This window comes from Alienimonas chondri (assembly GCF_013036045.1).
Taxonomy (GTDB): Bacteria; Planctomycetota; Planctomycetia; order Planctomycetales; family Planctomycetaceae; genus Alienimonas; species Alienimonas chondri.
On sequence record NZ_WTPX01000075.1, the window covers coordinates 16,205 to 36,019 of the forward strand.

General features: G+C 64.0%; 16 protein-coding genes. 7 read left to right on the forward strand and 9 right to left on the reverse strand.

Annotation, left to right across the window (positions count from 1 at the left end; all coding sequences use genetic code 11):
- The first annotated feature begins 59 nt into the window (after positions 1-59).
- From LzC2_RS12305 to LzC2_RS12335, 7 genes are all read left to right on the forward strand, one after another.
- Positions 60-656, forward strand: a complete 597-nt coding sequence (locus LzC2_RS12305; protein ID WP_171187347.1) for a hypothetical protein — start codon at positions 60-62, stop codon at positions 654-656.
- A 51-nt stretch (positions 657-707) separates the two neighbouring features.
- A complete protein-coding gene (locus LzC2_RS12310; protein ID WP_171187349.1) occupies positions 708-2,144 on the forward strand; it encodes a sulfatase-like hydrolase/transferase in 1,437 nt (478 codons plus the stop codon).
- Positions 2,145-2,326: 182 nt separating this feature from the next.
- Complete coding sequence (locus LzC2_RS12315; protein WP_171187384.1) at positions 2,327-3,655, forward strand: sulfatase-like hydrolase/transferase; 1,329 nt, start codon at positions 2,327-2,329, stop codon at positions 3,653-3,655.
- Between the two features lie 100 nt (positions 3,656-3,755).
- A complete protein-coding gene (locus LzC2_RS12320; protein WP_171187351.1) occupies positions 3,756-5,195 on the forward strand; it encodes a sulfatase in 1,440 nt (479 codons plus the stop codon).
- A 147-nt stretch (positions 5,196-5,342) separates the two neighbouring features.
- The gene (locus LzC2_RS12325; RefSeq protein ID WP_171187353.1) at positions 5,343-6,899 is read left to right on the forward strand and encodes a sulfatase; all 1,557 of its coding nucleotides are present in this window, start codon (positions 5,343-5,345) and stop codon (positions 6,897-6,899) included.
- Positions 6,900-7,348: 449 nt separating this feature from the next.
- Positions 7,349-8,440, forward strand: a complete 1,092-nt coding sequence (locus LzC2_RS12330) for a sialate O-acetylesterase (RefSeq protein ID WP_171187355.1) — start codon at positions 7,349-7,351, stop codon at positions 8,438-8,440.
- A gap of 870 nt (positions 8,441-9,310) precedes the next feature.
- On the forward strand, positions 9,311-10,339 hold the full coding sequence (locus LzC2_RS12335; protein ID WP_171187357.1) for an NAD-dependent epimerase/dehydratase family protein: 1,029 nt from the start codon (positions 9,311-9,313) through the stop codon (positions 10,337-10,339).
- 50 nt (positions 10,340-10,389) lie between these two features.
- Here the strand turns inward: LzC2_RS12335 and LzC2_RS12340 are convergent, their stop codons facing one another.
- Genes LzC2_RS12340 through LzC2_RS23055 form a run of 9 tightly spaced genes read right to left on the reverse strand, consistent with a single transcriptional unit; the run spans position 10,390 to position 19,619 of the window.
- Entirely contained in the window at positions 10,390-11,013 is a 624-nt protein-coding gene (locus LzC2_RS12340; protein ID WP_171187359.1) for an LbetaH domain-containing protein, read from the reverse strand.
- On the reverse strand, positions 11,010-11,513 hold the full coding sequence (locus LzC2_RS12345) for a class I SAM-dependent methyltransferase (protein WP_171187361.1): 504 nt from the start codon (positions 11,511-11,513) through the stop codon (positions 11,010-11,012). The genes LzC2_RS12340 and LzC2_RS12345 overlap by 4 nt, the downstream gene beginning before the upstream one ends.
- Before the next feature lie 36 nt (positions 11,514-11,549).
- Positions 11,550-12,362, reverse strand: a complete 813-nt coding sequence (locus LzC2_RS12350; protein WP_206678683.1) for an FkbM family methyltransferase — start codon at positions 12,360-12,362, stop codon at positions 11,550-11,552.
- Positions 12,359-13,606, reverse strand: coding sequence for a glycosyltransferase family 4 protein (locus tag LzC2_RS12355; RefSeq protein ID WP_171187366.1), 1,248 nt, complete (start codon positions 13,604-13,606; stop codon positions 12,359-12,361). The genes LzC2_RS12350 and LzC2_RS12355 overlap by 4 nt, the downstream gene beginning before the upstream one ends.
- A 44-nt stretch (positions 13,607-13,650) precedes the next feature.
- Positions 13,651-14,766, reverse strand: coding sequence for a glycosyltransferase (locus LzC2_RS12360; protein ID WP_171187369.1), 1,116 nt, complete (start codon positions 14,764-14,766; stop codon positions 13,651-13,653).
- Complete coding sequence (locus LzC2_RS12365; protein ID WP_171187371.1) at positions 14,766-16,244, reverse strand: hypothetical protein; 1,479 nt, start codon at positions 16,242-16,244, stop codon at positions 14,766-14,768. The genes LzC2_RS12360 and LzC2_RS12365 overlap by 1 nt, the downstream gene beginning before the upstream one ends.
- A complete protein-coding gene (locus LzC2_RS12370; RefSeq protein WP_171187373.1) occupies positions 16,244-17,467 on the reverse strand; it encodes a glycosyltransferase family 4 protein in 1,224 nt (407 codons plus the stop codon). The genes LzC2_RS12365 and LzC2_RS12370 overlap by 1 nt, the downstream gene beginning before the upstream one ends.
- Positions 17,464-18,441: a glycosyltransferase family 2 protein gene (locus LzC2_RS12375; protein ID WP_246254968.1), complete on the reverse strand. Its 978-nt coding sequence runs from the start codon at positions 18,439-18,441 to the stop codon at positions 17,464-17,466. Before LzC2_RS12375 ends, LzC2_RS12370 begins: the two co-directional genes overlap by 4 nt.
- 2 nt (positions 18,442-18,443) lie before the next feature.
- The gene (locus tag LzC2_RS23055) at positions 18,444-19,619 is read right to left on the reverse strand and encodes a polysaccharide pyruvyl transferase family protein (RefSeq protein ID WP_171187378.1); all 1,176 of its coding nucleotides are present in this window, start codon (positions 19,617-19,619) and stop codon (positions 18,444-18,446) included.
- Between the last annotated feature and the right edge of the window lie 196 nt (positions 19,620-19,815).

A 19,815-nucleotide genomic window follows, 5' to 3' on the forward strand; every position in this document is an offset into this window, starting at 1 on the left:
AACCATGGATCTTTTACGGACCGACGCTGAACGCCTCCCCCGACCGAGCGGAAAGCTGGATGCATCAGAAGTTTCTCGACGCCGGCGTCGCCGTGGCGGGAATTGACGTGGGGGAGGCGTACGGCAGTCCGCACGCGTTTCCGCATTTCGAGGCCCTCTACCAGAATATGATCGAGGACGGCTACTCGAAGAAACCCGCGCTGCTGGGGCGCGGTCGCGGCGGTCTCCGGGTCGGCAGCTGGGCGACCGAACATCCAGACCGAGTCGCCGGCATCGGCGGAATCATCCCCTGCTACGACTATACGATCGACCCGGGCCTGCGCCGCGCCGCGCCGGCCTATGGCGTGAGCGAACAAGTCCTCGCCGCTGAGCAGCACGCGCTGAACCCGATCAAACGGGCCGCCGCGTTGGCTGACGCCGGGATCCCGGTGTCGATCGTTCACGATCAGGACGACGGGACCGCCCCCCTCGCGGAGAGTTCCGCCGCTCTCGAGCGGGTTCACCGATCGAGGGGCGTCGGCGGATTGATCAAGGTGATCCGGGTCGACGGGAAAGGCGACGGCTCTTGTTCGAGCAGCGTCCGTTGTCGGGAGTTGGTCCGGTTCCTCATCGACAGGGCGGGCGGCCGGGGGGAGCGGAAATCGATTGATCAATAAAAAGACCCGCAGCGTTCCCGCCGACTCACGACCTGAAGAGAAACGACACCGATGAAATTGTTTCGATCGACGCCGATCATTGCGCTAGGGTTTGCCGCGGTCACGTCCGTCTCCGCCGCGGCCGGCGGACAACCCAATCTCGTCGTGCCGTTCGCCGACGACCTCGGCTACGGGGAACTCGGCTGTCAGGGCAACTCCGAGATTCCCACGCCCCACATCGACTCGATCGCCAGAAACGGCGTGCGGTTCACCGACGGCTACGTCGCGGGCCCCAATTGCAGTCCCTCGCGGGCGGGATTGCTGACCGGGCGCATTCCGACCCGCTTCGGCTACGAGTTCAATCCCATCGGGGCGGTCAACGAACGACCCGGCGCCGGCCTGCCGGCGGCGGAAGTCCCGATCGCGGAGACGTTGCAGGACGCCGGTTATACGACCGGGCTGGTCGGCAAACGGCATCAGGGCGGCACGGCGGACTATCACCCCTTCCGGCACGGCTTCGACGAGTTCTTCGGGTTCCTGCACGAGGGCCGCGACTTCGTGCCGCCGCCGTACGAAGGGGTCACGACGATGCTCCGCCGCAAGACGCTCCCGGGCGGGCTCACGGGCCGCTGGGTCGGAAGCAAAGGACTCATCTACGCCGATCACATGGGCGGCAACGAGCCGGATTACGACGCCGACAACCCGATCGTCCGGGGAGGTCAGCCCGTCGTCGAGACCGAGTACCTGACCGATGCCCTGACCCGCGAAGCGGTCGACTTCATCGACCGCCACGACGACAAGCCGTTTTTCCTCTACCTCGCCTACAACGCGGTGCACAGCCCGCTGCAGGGCGCCGACGCGTATATGGATCGGTTCTCGCACATCGAGGACGTCCATCGCCGCATCTTCGCCGCCATGCCGGCCAACATGGACGACAGCGTCGGAGCGGTGATGGCGCAGCTGCGGGAGTCGGGCCTGGAAGAGGACACGATCGTCTTCTTCCTCAGGGACAACGGCGGTCCGACTCGCGAACTGACCTCCAGCAATTTGCCGCTGCGCGGATCGAAAGGGGAGATGTCCGAGGGCGCGCTGCGCGTGCCGGTCATGATGCAGTGGAAAGGAACGATCCCCGCGGGCCAAACTTACGAGAAACCGGTCAGCGCGTTCGACGTTTATGCGACCGCCGCGGCCAACAGCGAAGGCGTCGTCGCGCCCGAGCAGGTCGAGGGCGTCGACTTGGTTCCCTTCGTCACCGGCAAGAAAACCGGCGCCCCTCACGAAACGTTCTTCTGGCGTCAGGGCGGCAGATCCGGTTTGCGACACGGCGATTGGAAACTCGTCCGGATGGGCGGCTGGAAGGGTCCGAGCAAAGCGCCGTGGGAACACTATGACCTGTCGAAGGATCTCTCTGAAAAAACGAATTTCGCTAAATCAAAACCCGAACGTCTCGCCGAGCTGGTGGAACTGTGGGAGCGGATGAACGGCGAAATGGCTGAGCCGCTGTTTTGAATCGGAAGGAGCAGGAAAACGCGTCAGGAACCAATAACCGGATTGGGTTCCCGACACGTTCCCGACGCCTTTTCGTTCTCAGTTCCGCGACAAAACGCTTGACGCCGCGGCAAGCCACAATGCCTGTGTCCAATCAGAGCGCTATGTCCAAGCAGAAAACGATACGAATCGCCGCGACGTCCATGAATACAAATAAACATCTACTCTTAGCTCTGGCCGTCACACTGTGCCCGGGCAGCTTTTCCCTTGCCGCCGACAAACCCAATATCGTCCTGATCCTCAGTGACGACCAGGCGTGGACGGATTACGGGTTTATGGGGCACCCGACGATTCAGACGCCGAACCTCGACGCGCTCGCTAAGCGAAGTCTCGTGCTGGATCGTGGCTACGTGGCGTCGCCGCTTTGCAGGCCCTCTCTGGCTTCGATGGTGACCGGTCTCTATCCGTTTGGACACGGGATCACGGGAAATGACGTCGATGGCGGTAACGATCGCGCCGCGCTCGACGTCCCCCTGCGTGAGCAGTTTCGCCAGCATCCGAGCTTTATCCGAACGCTTACCGCAAACGGTTATCTCGCGCATCAGTCGGGCAAGTGGTGGGAAGGCTCTTTCGCCGATGGCGGGTTCACTCATGGCATGACCCATGGCGACCCGAAACGTGGGGGTCGGCATGGCGACGCCGGTCTGAAGATCGGGCGTGAAGGAATGAAGCCGGTGACGGAGTTCATCGATCTGGCGGTCCAGCAGCAGAAGCCGTTCTTTGTCTGGTATGCGCCGTTCCTTCCCCACACGCCGCATAATCCGCCGGAACGTTTGCTCGCCAAATACGCGATCGATGGACGCGCTCAGGATGTCGCAGAGTACTACGCCATGTGCGAATGGTTCGACGAAACCTGCGGCGAATTGCTTGATCACCTGGATGCAAAAGGCGTCGCCGAAAACACGATCGTGCTTTACATCTGCGACAACGGCTGGGCAGCCGCCAGTACCAACGCCGACGATCCCAACCAGAAACTGTGGAAAGGATTCGCACAACGATCCAAAGGTTCGCCCTATGAGAACGGCATCCGAACGCCGATCATGGTCTCGTGGCCGGGTCGCGTAAAGCCGGAGCGGAGCAAAGACCTCGCCCACGCCATCGACCTCTTTCCGACCATTGCCGCAGCGACCGGTGCGGAGGCTCCCGCAAATCTTCCCGGGATCGACCTGATGGACGCCGACGCTCGGAACGAACGCACGCAAGTGTTTGGGGTCGCCCACTCGATCCATAACATGACGGTCGGCGATCCTGACGATACGCAGCAATATCTCTGGTGCGTGGAGGACGAATGGAAGCTGCTCGTGCGCTACGCTGGCAAGGACACGACGAAGTACCGCAACGTACACGTCTGGGATAAGGCTCCGGCCCGACTGTTCCATCTCAAGAACGACCCGCACGAGAAACACGATCTTGCCGCGAAGCGCCCAGGGGTCGTCGAACGACTCAAACGAGCGATCGAGAACTGGCGCTGAGGTAAGATCCGCACCGAGCGATGCAACCGGCGACGCGTATGCGCGAGACAATATTTCCTTCGCTTAAGCTTCGGATTGCCCAAGACGATCAAACCTCATCATGACGACAAACTTCGCTTCGCTGTTGATTCTCGGCCTTGCTTTCTCGTGCGCTGCGGCTGCCGAGCCGTCGGACGATCCTGGTAGCCGGCCCAATGTCCTTTTCATTGCAATCGACGATCTGAACGACTGGACCGGTTTCCTCGAAGGCCATCCACAAACGGCGACTCCTCACATGGACGCGCTGGCACTGCGGGGCCGGAGCTTCGCCAACGCCCATTGCGCCGTTCCCGTCTGCTCCGCGTCCAGAGTCTGCGTGATGTCGGGCGTCGCCGCGACGACGCACGGCAGTTATGAAATCGGCCCCCGTTATGAGGAGCTGCCTGCGCTCGCCGACGTCCCTACGATTCAGCGTTACTTCAAGGACAACGGCTATTACACATTGTCCGGCGGCAAGGTGCTGCACCATGGCTTCAGCGGAAGACTAACCGCTGACATCGACCGGTCTCTTGGCCGCCCGAAAAGCCCCACGCCGAAGAAGCCGCTGAACCGTCCGCCGCACTGGAGCAAAGCTTGGGATTGGGGTGCGTTCCCGGAAGACGACGCTGAGACGGCGGATTTCCAATTGGCGAACACGGCCGCCGAAGCGCTGCAGGAGGATTTTGACAAGCCGTTCTTCATGTCGGTCGGTTTCTTTCGCCCTCACGTTCCGCTCTACGTTCCGCCGAAGTGGTTTGATCTCTACGACGCAGAAAAACTCTCGCTGCCGCCGAACCCTGGGTCCGACCTCGACGACCTTCCGAAGAGCTTTCTCAGCATCAACGACTACGCGGTCGCTCCCACGCACGCCGAAGTAGTCGAGCACGGCAAGCAGCGAAGCTTGACCCACGCCTACCTGGCATCGATCAGCTTCGTCGACCATTGCGTGGGCATCGTATTGGATGCTCTGGAATCCAGCCCCCACGCCGACGACACCCTCATCGTCTTGTGGAGCGATCATGGATTTCACCTAAGCGAAAAACGACACTGGGCCAAGCGCACGCTTTGGGAAGAATCCACGCGGGTTCCGCTTCTGTTTGCCGGACCGGATATCCAGGCGGGCAAACCATGCCTGGAACCCAGCAGCCTGCTGGACATCTACCCGACGCTGGTCGAGCTGTGCGGGCTGCCGGCCAACTCTCATCTCGAAGGCGTTTCTCTCGTTCCTCAACTCGCCGATCCATTGACGTCCCGGGAACGACCGGCGATCACGTCATCGTACTTTGACAATCACTCCGTCCGGAGCCGGGACTGGCGATTGATCGTCTATGACGACGCGTCGGAGGAACTTTACGATCATCGCAGCGACCCAGACGAATTCCACAATCTCGCAGGCGACCCGACCCGCCAAGCGATGCGGGATCGGCTCGCCCGCTGGTTGCCGAAAGAAACAGCCCCCGAGTTCAAAAACGAATCCGAGCGGTCCCGGGCGCGTTCTCGATCGCGTGCGGGTCAAGAATGAAGCGACGATGCTGACCCACGTATGTTCATAAAGCGGCTTCGCCGCAAATGATAATCGCGAAGCGTTCTCCGACCCCCGCGAAGCGTTTCCCATTCCAGTTCCCCTTTCATTTTAGCGCGAAAGATGAGAACCCGACGAGCCATCCAGATGCTTGCGCTTTGTGCCGCGCTCTCGCTGATAGACTGCGTTGAACTGCACGCGCAGCAAAAGCCCAACGTGATCTTCTTTCTCGTGGACGATCTTGGCCAGCGGGATCTGGGTTGCTACGGCAGCCAGTTCTATGAAACCCCGGCGATCGACCAGTTGGCGAAAGACGGCATGCTGTTCGAGAACGCCTACTCGACGTGCCACGTCTGCTCGCCGAGCCGGGCGAGCGTCCTGATCGGGAAGTATCCGGCGCGGACCAATTTGACCGAGTGGCTCGGCGGACGCCCCGAGAGGGATTTCGAGCCGCTGCACCACGCCGAAAAGCTCACGGCTCTGCCTGATGAAGAACAAACGCTGGCGGAGACGTTGCGTCAGCATGGCTACGCCACCGCGAACTACGGCAAGGCTCATCTGAGGAAAGATCCGAAGAGCTACGGCTTCGACGAAGCCGTCACGGGATGGGTGCGGTCCTATCATCATCCTTTCGGCGGCGGATATGACGAAACGCTGCCCGCAGAGGAGGGCGATTACTTTACGGATAAGCTGACCGATGCGGCCGTCGATTTTATTGAGCGAAACAAAGACAAGCCGTTCTTCGTGCATTTGGAGCACTTTTCCGTTCACGATCCGATCCAGGGTCGCAAGGATCTGGTTCAGAAGTACGAGAAGAAACTGGCGACGATGCGGCATCGGGAGGGCCCGGATTACATCCTCGAACCCAACCCGGACGGCCCCGCGATCTCAGGGGAGAAGCTCAAAGAGCTCGAAGAAAACGACGACGGCCGATCGCATCAGAACGAGCGAGTGGCGTGGGTGAAGCAGAAACAGGACAACGTCGAATTTGCCGGGATGGTCGAGGCGACGGATGAAAGCCTCGGTCGAATCCGCGCGACGCTGAAAGAACTCGGACTGGAAAAGAACACGATCATCATCTTTACGTCCGACAACGGAGGCATGGCGGCCTCGAATCAGTACGGAGGAATCAGCCGTCCCCGCGAGTTTCTGAACTCGCGCTTCGCAAGCTCCAACCTGCCGCTTCGCGGGGCCAAAGGCTGGAACTACGAAGGCGGAATTCGAGTGCCGTTGATCGTCCATTGGCCCGGCAAGACGCAACCCGGCTCGACGTCACAGGCGATCGTCACCGGAACGGATTACTACCCGACCCTGCTCGAAATGTCGGACCTCCCGGCGTTACCCGATCAACATGTGGACGGCCGAAGTTTCGTCCCCGCTTTGAGATCTGAAGACTACGACCGCGGACCGGTCTACTGGCACTTTCCCCACTACAGCAATCACGGTTACCAAAGTCCGGGCGGCGCCGTTCGTTTCGGACGATACAAGCTGCTTGAGTATTATGAAAACGGAACCGTTCAGCTCTTCGACCTCGAAAACGATATCGGCGAGCAGAACGACCTCGCGGAGTCCCGACCCGAGATTGCGCAAAAGCTGAAGAGAATGCTGCACGCATGGCGCGAAGACGTCGACGCCAAAATGCCCTACCCCAAAACTGCGACGTCCGCGCCCGCACCGGGATCGAGGGTCGCCCAGCCGAGATAGGAACGCGGCGGAGGACGAACCGATACGGTCAGTCGGCGGTCCGGGCGATAGGCCGTCGCTCGACCCGGCGCGCGGCTCCGGGGTTCGACCGGATTTTCTGCGGACCGTCTCCGGCCGTGGCGGGTCTTGTTCCCGGACTGCCGGGTCGACGGAGTCGGCCGAGTCGCTGGCGTTGCTGAAGCGCCGTGCTCAAGACGGCGACCCACGCGTCCGCGGCGAGGCGGCTCGGCTGCTGAAGCTCAGGGAGAACGGCGCCGAGAAGTGACGTTCCGACGCCGCACAACGCCCTCACGGGCCCGGTCCAGCCGGATCGTCGGCGCCGCGGCGTGTGATTGACGGGCGCGGGGACCGACAGTCAAGTGATCGTCGATCCGAACGCCCGGGCGACAGGCCCCCCGCAACGGGCGGTCGGGGCGGCCGTTCCCGAACTCCAGACCGTCCGAACCCCCATGCGTCCGCTCGCTCATCGCTCCGCCGTACCGCCGGGACTTAGGTTCCTGACGGCCTGCTTGGCGACGCTGTGCCCGGCCGCCGCCGCGTTCGCCCAACTGCCGGACCCGGACCCCACGCCGGCCGACCCCTCGCAGACCGTGCAGGTCTTCATCCTGATGGGGCAGTCGAACATGCTCGAAATGGGCAAGGTCGCCGGCGACGAGGACGGCCGGCTGGAGCACGCGGTGAAAACCGAGGGGCTGTACCCGTTCCTCGTGGACGAAGACGGGAACTGGACGACGCGGGCGGACGTGCGGAACGTCGCGGTGATGGGCAGCGGCGGGCCGGGGAAGAATCGGGTGCGGAAGAACGAATGGCTGACCGTCTCCGGCGGCAAGGTCGGCGTGGAGCAGGGCATCGGCCACCGGCTCGGCGCGGCGCTGGAGGAGCCGGTGTTGCTCCTCAAAAGCGCGATCGGCAACCGCAGCCTCGGCTGGGACCTGCTCCCGCCCGGTTCGCCGTCGTACGAGTTCGTCGATCCCGAGGACGGCAAGACCTACGTCTACGCCGGCTACGGCGAGACCCCGCTGCGGTGGGAGAAGGGAGCCGAGCCGGAACCGATCGGCTGGACCGCCGGCGTGCAGTACGCCGGCGACGTCGCCCGCGCCCAAGCCGTGCTGGCGGACCTCGGCGCGTACTACCCCGGCGCCGCGGACTACGAAGTCGCCGGCTTCTTCTGGTGGCAGGGCGACAAAGACCGCTACGACGCCGGCCACGCGGCCATGTACGAGCAGAACCTCGCGAACCTCGCCGCGGCCCTCCGCGCAGAGTTCGACGCCCCGGACGCCAAGTTCGTCGTCGCCACCCTTGGCCAGACCGAGAAGGAGTCCGCCGCCGGCAACGAAAAGCTGATCCTCGACGCCCAACTCGCCCTCAGCGACCCGGCGCGGCGCCCCGACCTCGCCGACTCCGTCGCCACGGTCTACACGCACCCGCTCAGCCAGGGCGGCGCCTCCAACGGCCATTACGGCGGCAACGCCAAGACTTACATGAACGTGGGACTGGCGATGGGGAAGGCGATGGTCGAACTCCTGAACGACGCGAAGTAGCCGCCCCCCGGGGTCTTCGCCCCGGATCGCCGGGGCTTGCCGGGACGGGCCGCCTTCCTGGCAGGTTTTGCGGGCCACGACCCGGCGGACGCGGCGGGTTCCCCCGGGCGTCCGGTTGCGGAAACGGTCGTGACGCACCGACGGCCGCCCTCGCGGAGACCGCCCGAAACGCCTATCATCGCAGACTCAAGGGGCCGTAGCTCAATCGGTTAGAGCAGCCGACTCATAAGTCCGAAAAAATCCCGGCCCGAGGGCCGTTTGACCACTACAGCGATAGGGTTTCGCGGCGACCGCCGATAGACAACGGTTGTAGGCGTAACAACCCCAAACTACCCCGATCAGTTGTAGACTACAACCGGCCGAAGAACGCCCGAACAAAGTTGGCGCGATCGTCCGGCCGTTCTGTGAAATCCCACGCCGGACATTCGTCGCGGGACGCCGTCCCCACGCAGTCCCGCGACGGCGGCGGCCGAACATCCGCGGCATCCCCCGCGAGGGATGAGGATCACCATACCCTCCTCTTCGACCAAGGTCGCGGACCGCTTGGCCGAGCAGGCACGCCCTCTCTCGCTAAACGGCTCCCGTCCCTACGACATGGGTAACCGCGGGAGTTGGAGGCGTGGATCTCATCTGCTTCTGATCAAAGGCAATTGACACCTTGAATCATACAGCGAACACCGGGTGCCGGAATAGATTCTTCGCACATGTATTCGTCGTAGATCTGCGGGGCGTGTATCGACCTTTCGCCGATCGCTGGTTACGGTGCCCCTTCAAGCATTCAAGCCTACCGATCGCGGATCTCCCCCTTTGTCTGTACCGGCTCGGCCAAGCGAAACCGGACCCGTTCGGGCGGAGAAGCGCTCCCAACCCGTGCTGCTGACCGGGGCGGCGGGGTTCATCGGCGCAGCGGTAGCAGAGCGGTTGCTCGCCGGCGGGATGCGCGTGATCGGAGTGGACAATCTGGACCCATATTACTCGCCAGCGTTGAAGCGGGCGCGGTTGGATCGAGTATCGGCTGCTGCGGAGCGGACGCGTGGACGATTCGACTTTCTCGAACTCGACCTCGGCGATCGCTCGGCGGCGGCAAGGGTCTTCGAGGCCGGGCCGTTCGAATGCGTGATCCACCTCGCTGCCCAAGCGGGGGTGCGGTACAGCATCGACAACCCACACGCCTACGCCGCGGCGAACCTGACCGGATTCCTACACGTGCTGGAGGCCTGCCGCCGGCAGGCCGAGTCCGGCGCCGGCGCCCCACCGCACTTGGTGTACGCCTCCAGCAGCAGCGTGTACGGGGCGAGCGCCGAGCCTGTCCTCGCGGCCGATCAGCCGGCAGACCACCCGATCAGTCTGTACGCGGCGACGAAGCGGGCGAACGAACTGATGGCCCACAGCTACACCCATCTATACGGGCTGCCGTGTAGCGGGGTACGGTTCTTCACCGTCTACGGCCCTTGGGGACGGCCCGACATGGCCGTCTGGAAGTTTACGGAGCGGATTCTGCGAGGTGAGCCGATCGACGTGTACGGCGGAGGCAAGATGCAGCGGGGGTTCACCTATATCGATGACGCCGCGGAGGGCGTCGTCCGCCTCGCTGCCCGGCCGCCGGCCCCGGACGCGGTGCCGCCGCGTTCGCCGGACCGGGGGACCGGCCCGTTCCGAACTTACAATCTGGGCAGCCGGGAGCCGGTCGAGTTGATGCGTCTGATCAAGGCGATCGAAGCCGCATGCGGCCGCCCAGCGAACAAGCGATTCCTGCCGATGCAGCCGGGAGATGTCGTCTCGACCGCAGCGGAAACCTCATCGTTGGAAGAGGTGACGGATCTCGTCCCCGTCACGCCGATCGAGGAAGGCGTCGCCGCGTTCGTGGACTGGTACCGCGACTACAATGATGTCCGCTGAACCGACGACGCGATCGCCCGAGCATTCGACCGATCGAGACCGGCGACAGGTCAGACCGGCGCCCGCGACGCGTCCGCGACCGGCTGCTCTTGCAAATTCCGTCGGCGGAGGAACCGAGCGGGATTACCGACGACGATCGCCCAGGGTTCGACATTCTTCACCGCGACCGCCCGGGCTCCGACCACCGCCCCCTCCCCCACGGCGATCCCCGGCCCGACGAACGCCTCCGCACAGACCCACGCCGATGCTTCGATCATAATCGGCCGGGCGACCAGTCGCATGTGCGGGTCCGAGATGTCATGCGTCGCCGCACACAAAAACGCCCGCTGCGACACGGTCGCGTGAGCGCCCACGGAGATCGGGGCGACGCAGTAACAGTCGACCTCCGCCCCGAGACAAGCGTACTCCCCCAGCGTCAGGTTCGCCGGCAGCCAGACCTTCGCCGACGGCAGCACCTTGGCTCCCCGCCCGACGTTCGCCCCGAAGAGCCGCAGCAGGAACCGCCGCCACCCCCACATGGGCCGAGGCGAACGTGCAAACAACGTCGGCCGCACCGCCCCCCAAGCGACACGGGCGAGTTTATTGCCCAGCGAGTGCGGGCTAGGACAGTCGTCGGGGGTGACGGCGACAGCGGAGGGCCGGGCCGGGCCGCCAGCAGGCTGGGCGGAGGTCACGCCGGCTTGCGGGCGGACAGGATCATGGATTTCCACAGCCATGGCAGGCGGCCGCCCCCGCGAAACCGAACGTCCTCGAACCCGGCTTCGGTCAAAAGGACGGACAGCGTCCGCCGCAACCAGAACTTGATGTGCCCGCCGTCCCACAGAACGGTGAAGTGGTCGTCAAGCTGACCAGCCGCGGCGAGGGCGGGGTTTGTAAGATAACCGTGATAGGGGGTCGTCATGATGACCGTACCGCCCGGTTCCAGCACGTCGAACAGGGCCGCAACATACGCTCGCGGGTCGTAAAGGTGCTCCACAACCTCCAGCGACGTCACGGCGTCGAACCGCCGCTCGAATAAGCTGGTGAGGTTATCGGTGACGGACGCCACCTCGAACCCCACGCCCGGATGCGTTCTTCGCGCCAACGCGATGCCACTCTCCGACAGATCGACCCCGGCCACGTCGACGCCGGCCGCGGGATCAGCGCACGGACCGGATCCCGCAGATACGCACATGTATGGGCCGCCCCGGCGTTTGCATAACTATATTCATTATAGATCTCGGCACCGTATATCTCCGACGGGGGCGTCCCGCACGCACCACAGGACGTTAGCCGCGTCGTCGGCAGGGGCCGAGACTGGGCGCCCGTCCAGCGTTTCGATCCGGTAGCCGCGGGAGATTAGTTCGTCCTGCACGCCGGCCCGTTCCTCCGGGCCGTGCAATTCGATGTAGACCGCCGGAGCATGCCGTTCCAAAATCTGCTGAGCGCCCCGCAGGACCGCAGCGCCGGCGCCCTCCACGTCGATTTTCAGCAGGTCTGGCGGCCGCTCGCCGGCGGCGACCACGCTGTCGAGGGTCACCGTTTTCACCTGCAGCACCGACGCGCCGTCGTGCCGGTACGTAGGCTCCACATCCCGCAGTTTGCCCTGCGTCGCTCGGTCCTCTGGAAAATCGAAGGTCATGGCGCCTTCCCGGTCGGCCGCGGCGGCCCGCACCACGCGGACCTCGCCGAATTCGTTGAGGGCGAGGTTCCGCTCCAAATCATCCGCAAGGCCGGGCACCGGCTCGAAACACACGACCCGCCCGCCCGGTCCGACGGCCCCGGCGAACAGCAGAGCGACTTGCCCGCGGTTGCCGCCCACGTCATAGACGGTCTGCCCGGTCCGCACCCGTCCCGCCAGGGCTCGCAGCTGTTGGCCGTCCATCCCGCAGGCGTAGGCCACGCCCATCGCGTCACGGACGACGAAACGAACCCCGCGCAGCGGCCCTACGAGGACACGCCGCACGTGGCCACGTGGGTAGAAGAGCTTGAGGAACTTGCCGATTGCTCGGACGGAGCGTCGGTGGGGGTCGGGCGGCGTCACGAGAGGGCCGGATCGCGGGACGAAACGGAGCGTCCGGAAAAGCAGACGGACTCCAGGGCGGAGACGCCGGCTGTTCGATCAAAGCCCTCGGCGATCCCACGAAGCTTCGCGGGGTCGCCGGCGAGGCGACCGGCCAAGAACGCTTGCATTCGGTCAGCCAGCGCCTCGGCGGAGGCGGTCTCCGTCAGCCATCCGTCACCGGCTAGCGTGACCAATTCCGGGATCGCCGCGACCGGCGTGGCGATCACCGGTACGCCCGCCGCGTAGGACTCCAAAATGATTAGTCCAAAGCACTCCAAGTCGCGGGTCGGCAGCACGAAGCAGTCCGCCGCCGCATAGCAGTCCGGCAAGTCTTCGTCCGGCACGAACCCCAGCAGCGTCACGCGCTCCGACAGCCCGAGAGAGTCGATTCGGGCCTGCAGCTCGCCTCGGAGCGGGCCGCCGCCGCCGATGAGCAGCCGGAACCGCTTCCCGGACCGGTCTAACGCCGCGGCAGCGTCGATCAGCAGGTCCAACCCCATCCGCCGGTGCAGGCGACGCAGCGTGAAGAACGTCGGTTCCTCCGCCGCGTTCGCCCAAGCCCCGCCGAGCCGGGCTCGCAGTGCGGGACGATCCTCGACCGGCTGGAAACGTTCGATATCGATCCACCCGTGGCAGACCGAAGCTCCCCCGACCGGGGCGTCCCGAAGCGTTGATATGTCGGGGCACAACGCTCGCAGGCGATGCAGAGTGAATGCCGAGAGGCCGACGATCGCGTCAGCACGGCGGCAGTTTCGCCCTTCCAATTCTGCCGCCACGCGGGTCGACCAAGCTTGCGGTCCGCGGCGGCCCTCCGCGGCGAACTCGTCCGCAAACGGGGAATGCACCGTATACACCGTCCGGCCCCCCTCGCGGGCCCGCGACTTCGCTCCCCGGAGTCCCCTCAGCGCCCCGGTAAACTGCAACGGCGTGTGCCCGTTCAGGCAGTCCGGCGGTCCGGCCTCGGCAAGGACTCTCTGCACGGCGGCGGCTGTCCCGCGCACATGACCCCACAAAGCGAAGGGGCCTCGCCCCCGCGGACGCGGATAGCGCCACACCGTCACCCCCCGCTCAACCGTCCGCGGCGGGGGGGTTCGTTCGTGTCCACAACAAACATAGTGCACCCGGCGCCCACGGTCCGCGAGACTCTCGGCGAACTCGGTCGCCAGTTTGAACGACCCACCGGCCAGATCGTCCACCCACGCGTGTGCTGTGATCAGAATCATTTGGGAAGGAGCGTCTCCGAGCGTCGGCGGCGGGATTGAAGGCGTCAGCACAGGTCGAACATCGCTTCCAGCGGCGGGGTGACCCGTTCCCAGCGAAACCGTTCCGCATTCTCGCGCGCCGCGGCGGACAGTTCCGCGTGATGGTTTCGATCTGTCAACAGTCGATCGAGGTGATCAGCGACTGCAGTCACGTCGTCAGGATCGCAAAATCGCCCGCCGGCGCCGCCGATCTCCGGCATTGCGCATGCCGTCGAGCCGATGACCGGCACGCCGAACGTCTGGGCCTCCACCGCGGGGATGCCGAATGATTCGCACCTGCTCATCAGGCAGAAGACGGTCGCCTCCGCGTAATGCCGATACAGTTCGTCCCGGGAAACACGCCCGACGATTCGAATATAATCTTGCAGGCCCGAAGCGGCAATTTCCGCCTCGATCTCGGCGCGATAATCGGGGTGCGACCACGGGCCGACGAACCTTATTTCAAACCGCCGTCCACGGTTACGGAGCGCCGTGCCCGCACGTATGAGGGTCTCCGCATTCTTCCACCGGGCCATCACCGATACGCTAAGAATCAGATCGTCTCGCCGCGGTACACCGCTTGCCGCGGCAGCCTTCCGCGCAGATTCATCAACGGCCTGATAGAGGATCAACTCGCGGGTTGCGGCGGGGGCGCCGGCGTCTCGGTAGAGCTGACGCAGATGGTTCGAGTTATAGATCATCAGATCGGCCTCGGCGGTCGCCGCCCGGTACGCTCGACGTTGGACAGCTGCTCGAATCCTGTCGAGTCCCTTCTTCGGGACCGCCTCCGTCAGGCACCAAGGGTTTTGGGCGAAACAGACCTGCGGGACCGGCAGACGGACGGGCGGCAGGGAGCCAGCAGGCGTGAAAATGAGGTCGGCTCCGGCCCGACGCACCTCTTTGGAGAGCTGAGTTTTCTGCCACACCGCACGACGGAGCGGCGATGTAAGGTCGATGCCCAACCGAATCGCCGAGATGTTCTCCGGAAGATCCTTCCCCAATGCATCTTGCGTGAGGTCGTGCAGCAAGACGAAACGGTGCCGCCCCGCGGTACGGCGGGCTAACTCCCGAAGATGGCCGCCAAGCACGTGGTAGCCGCTGGGGGCGCGAGCGGAGAGGCCGTCGATCAACGCGATGGCCATCAGCCGTTCCCCGTCAGTTTCGTTTCGGGATAAGCACGGATGCGATCCCGGCCGCGACGAGAGGGCGGAGCGTCGTGAACGCCCCTCGAATTCGCCCTGCGCCACTGGGCAGGACCGGGCGGTCGATTGCCCCAACTTCTTGCACCACTTCCCATTCCCAGTCGCAGCACGAACCCTGCGATTGCTAACAGCAGGAGCATTTCCATCGGATCCCCGCTGAAAGACTGATGGGAGATCGTCATGCAGGCCGCCGCCGCCGCGAGCATCGCCAGCAGGCAGGTTTGCAGACGGGCGTGCGGAGCAAACTCCCCGCGGCGAGGCACGGCGGCGGCGAATGTTCCCAACAGTGCCAGCAGTGCGCAGACAAGCAGAACAGTACCCGGTAGCCCCAGTTCGGTAAGCACCCTCGCGCCCATACTCTCGGGCCACGCCAAGTTCCGACCGGCGACGTAGTGGTGTCCCTGCGTGGCGGACCCCAGCCCGTTGCCAAGTAACCCGTACTGTCGCAGCACGGGGTCGATTGAAGACACGGTTTCAGTTCCCAGCCGCTCCGTGCTGTCGCCCAACGTCGACGCTAAGTAGTCCTCGTTCCCGAGTCCTAATCCGGTCTCGCCCGCGGTCAATACGATGCCCACCGCGGCGATGCCCGCTCCCGCGGCGGCCATGCCCACCGCCTTCACCCAACCCTCCCGCAGCGCCTGGAGGGCGGCGAAGACGCCGACGAATACGACCGGGACGCCGATCATCTTCCGTCGCCCGCAGAGGACCAAACACGCTCCGCCCCACACGACCAGCAGTAGCCATCCCCACCAAGGAATTCGACGGCCCGTTTCCGGTCGATGAACGGCAAGCGTCGCCGCAAACATCATTAGGTGGGCCGCCCGCAGGCCCATGGTGTCCGGGCTACGATACCAACCGGAGATCAGTGGAATAACTTCTTGACCGTGGTACCGAACCCACTCCATCTCGATCCCCCCCAGCCCCTGCCACCCCCACCCAAATCGTTCAGCCGGTACTGAGATTAACATCGCAGCGTTCACTGCACAGTACCATCCCGCTATTCGACGAACGTCCGCAGCCGAGTGCGCGAACGCGAAGCCAATCGCGAGTCCAAGGAGGGGAGCCAAGTAAGACACCGCGCCGAACGCGGCGACCAACGGTCCGCGGGGTAACGTCGCGGCCGCCACGGCCGCCCCGGGCAACAGGGCTGCAACAAGAAGCGCCACGAACCTTTTCGTCCCCGGTTGCGCCCGGAATATCGCCTTGGCCCCCCCGCGTCTCTCCAACAGCAATCCCGCGAAAACCGCGGCCCACACCGCCGCCGGAGCCAGCGTCATTAGCAGCGGGAAGTCGGGCGTGAGTTTTCGAGCCGGATCCCGGACTGCGTCGAACAGCACGGCCGCGTAGATGCCCCACCGCCACCGGATGAGGGAGATCCCGCAGCAAGCCGCCACGGCCATATAAAATAAGCCGGCCATCAGCCGGACCGCCTTGGAGCGGTCGGCCGCTTTTTCACGGTTCGGTCGCTGACAGATTGGACGGCCGCGGCAAGCCCTTCCGCGGCCGTCGCGGGGGAGTATCTCGCCACCCGTTCCCGAGCCGCCGCCCCCATCCGCCGCAGTCGATCCCGGTCTTGTTCCAGGTCGCTCAAGAGTTGCGCCAACCGCGGAACGTCTCCGAGGGGGAAGATCGCTCCTGTCGCATGAGCCCCTTCCGCTTCAATCAAGTCCGGCCCGCAGCCGACCCGGTCGCTGACGATCGCCGGCCGACCGCACGCCATCGCCTCGTTGACCACCAATCCCCACGTCTCTCCAGCGTCGGACGGCAGGACCAGGACATCGGCTGCTCGATATGCCAAAGGGATTTCCGACTGATTGACGAATCCCGCGAACGTCGCGGGCAAAGCGCGGGCGTGGGCGAACGCCTCGCACTCCCCACGTAGCGGCCCGTCCCCTACGAGCAGGGCGTGCGGCGCCGCCGCGCCGGCGTCCGCGACCGCCGCAAGCGCTTTTAGAAAGTCTAGCGGCCGCTTTTTCGTCTCAAATTTCCCGCTGAACAGCGCCACCATCCGGTCCTCGGGGAGACCGAATCGAGCCCGCGCCTCGCCCACCGTCGAGGCCGCCGCCGCACCCGCGAATCGGTCGTTCTCAACGCAATACGGAGCATTAAACAGCCGACGGTCGGGTACCCCGCGGGCTTGGTAGAACGCCCGGCTGGCCGTTCCGATCGGGCAGCATGCGGCGTAGCGGTTCACCAGCAGAGACTGAATCCGCCGTACCCACCATGGCCGGATCCTCAGATCGTTCGCCTCGCCGCGGACGACGCACGGAATCCCCAGCCGGTGACAGGCGAATCGTGTTTGCAGCATCGCTTTCACATTCCACCCGTTCACGACCACCGCATCATACCCGCCCCGGCGGAGTACGTCCCGTACGCCCGGCGTGTCGCACCCGGCAAACCGCGTCACCGACGGCTCGGAGGCCACGTTCTCCAGTACTTCGTAGCGATACCCCTCCAGGAGCGGCAAATCCCACTCGAACGCGACCCCGAACCCGTCGCCTTGGGCGGCCGCGTTCGGCAGGTGGCAGAACAGAACCGTCAAATCGATCCCGGAGTCGGCGAACAATTCCCGAAAGACGGGGATCTGGTATTGAATGGGATGGGATGTGACGAACGCCGTCTTGACGGGGGGGCCGCTCATGCCTTCCCCCGGACGGAAGCCGCAGGCGACGGATCTGCCGGAGACGCACTGCAGTTCATCAGGAGAGGGGCTTCTCGAACGGCTTTGCGGGCGGCCGAAAACGCTCGGGCCTCGCCGAGCAGTTTCACCGGGATCCACCACGGCCGAGCGAGGTGAAATTTCGTCCTCACCTCCCGGAAGGCCCGGCCCGAGCAGTAAGCCGCCTTCTCTCCTGAACCTCGCCCGTGCCGGAGAGCGTAGTAATAGTCCCCGAACCCGTGCTTGGGATCGGCGCTGGTCAGGTGGGAACCGGTGTCTCGGGTTCCGCCGGAGGGAACCCGCAGGTGGTCGATGGAGGCGTCGGGGGCGAAGCGAATCGTCCCCCCCGCGGTCATTAGCCGACGGGCGAAGTCCGTCTCGAACCGGTACGCCGCTCCGTAGAAGCGTTCATCGAACCCGCCGACCCTCAACGCTCGATCCCGCTTCACGGAAAGGTTGCCGGCCATCACGTTTCCCACCTCCGCCGGCCGCACGGAGTGAAACGGGAAATCACGGTCTTCCCGTAGCCCGGTCCGCCGTGGCGGCCGGGGCAGGTCCGTCGGCGTCTGCCATGGCTGGATCACCTGCCCCACGACAGCCCACGCCTCCGGAAACTCCGCGTGGGCCCGCCGGTGCGCGGCGACCAACCCGGCATGCAGCCGGACGTCGTCATCCAAAAACAGGACCAGCGGGGTCGTCGCAAGTTTCAGCCCGCGGTTCATCGCCTTAGGAATCGATGCCTCGGTTAGCCGCTCCCACACAATCCGCCCGACCGAATGCCATTCCGCGAGGCGGCGTTCGGTCTCCGGTTCGTGTGCGGGCGACTGATCGATAACGATTATCGCGTCCGGCCGGCCTGAAGCGGCCACTACCTGCGCTACCACCTCAATCAAAACCTGCTCACGGCCAAGCGTAGGAATGACAACAGTGAGTGCATCGTTCGCCACACTCGACATATTCAACCTGCTTGTAGACCGGAGTGAGAGACTGCTGCAACAATCTCATTAACCGACCGAACGCTTGCTGCATGTACTTCGGCGAGTCGGTCACGATGAAATACAATGGGTTCGCAACCCACCAGTTCCTCAGCCATCTTTAGAGGTTCCCCATCCAGAATTCGACGACGGTCGACGGATGGACCAGGCACTGTGACCCCCAAGTCACTAAGCAGGTTGACGCACTTCGCCGAGTACAGCACTGGTCGAAACGGTACACCAGCGATCATCGCGGACACTAACGCATGAAATCGCGTGGGAATAAACAGTTCACATGCCGACACCTCTGACAAGAGTTGGTCAAGGCTGGACGGGGGGGAAAGGATCTTAATCTGGCTGCCCGCAAAGAAACTTCGAGAGAAAACGAAGTCGCCGACGGAAAAAGGAATTATCCGAACCTCCCTATATTGTCGAGCTAGCAAGTCAAGGACCCCCTTCATCATCGCCATGTACTGGCGATGCGCGATGTCGAGTCGGGAGGCAAAATCCGGGTCGCTTCGAGCAAGCGTCTCCCGGAGATGAACGCTCGGCCTCAAGCACCCATCTCGATGAATTTCGCAGTAGAACGGGAGAATATTGACTCCGCATACCCCTTTCTGAGAGACACCGCCCATTGACTGAAGCCCGCCGCTAAATACAAGATCCGGCGCGTAGCATACTTGTTCGACTCCGATCTCGTTTCTCATGTAGGACTCCGCCCAACGACTTCGAACGCAGAAGAATGGAATTCGTCGGATTTTCTGGAGCAGTGGACCGGGCGCCTCATGCAAAGCGCAGTGTGGCGAAGTGCCGATCACGAAAACCTTCTCCGGCGACGCGACCGAAAACATACGTCTAAAGTAGCTCTCGTCGCCGAGCTCGCCTCCTCCCATAATAACGGCCGGGCGTGGACCCACTGCCTCCACAGATCCGTGCGAGACTCTGAGGCAGTCAATTCCAGACTTCTGAAAGGCTCCGTAGAGAACATCGCCCATAAAACGATCGCCGATGTTTGATGAAAAGTACGCCCCCGAGAGAGCAATGGACTGTCGATCGATGCGAGTCCGAACCCATTGATGCCGCAGGGCTATCTTAGAAACAAAGCGGTCTTGTAAGTACCTCCAGCGATCTCGAGTGCTGAGCTTGAGGAGATCAGACATCTGGCGAACCTTCCATCTTCATAATCGATTGAGCGATCAAGCACTTTCCCCACGCGCGGAGCCTCCAGGGCTCTAAAAGAGCTGCTGTTTTCAGGTAGCGACTCGCGCGAGGGTTACGGCGGATCAGAAGGCCGCTGCCGACGTGGTACGCCGCCGCCGCCGCCGCTCGTCGGCGGCGGCGGCGGCGTACCACGTC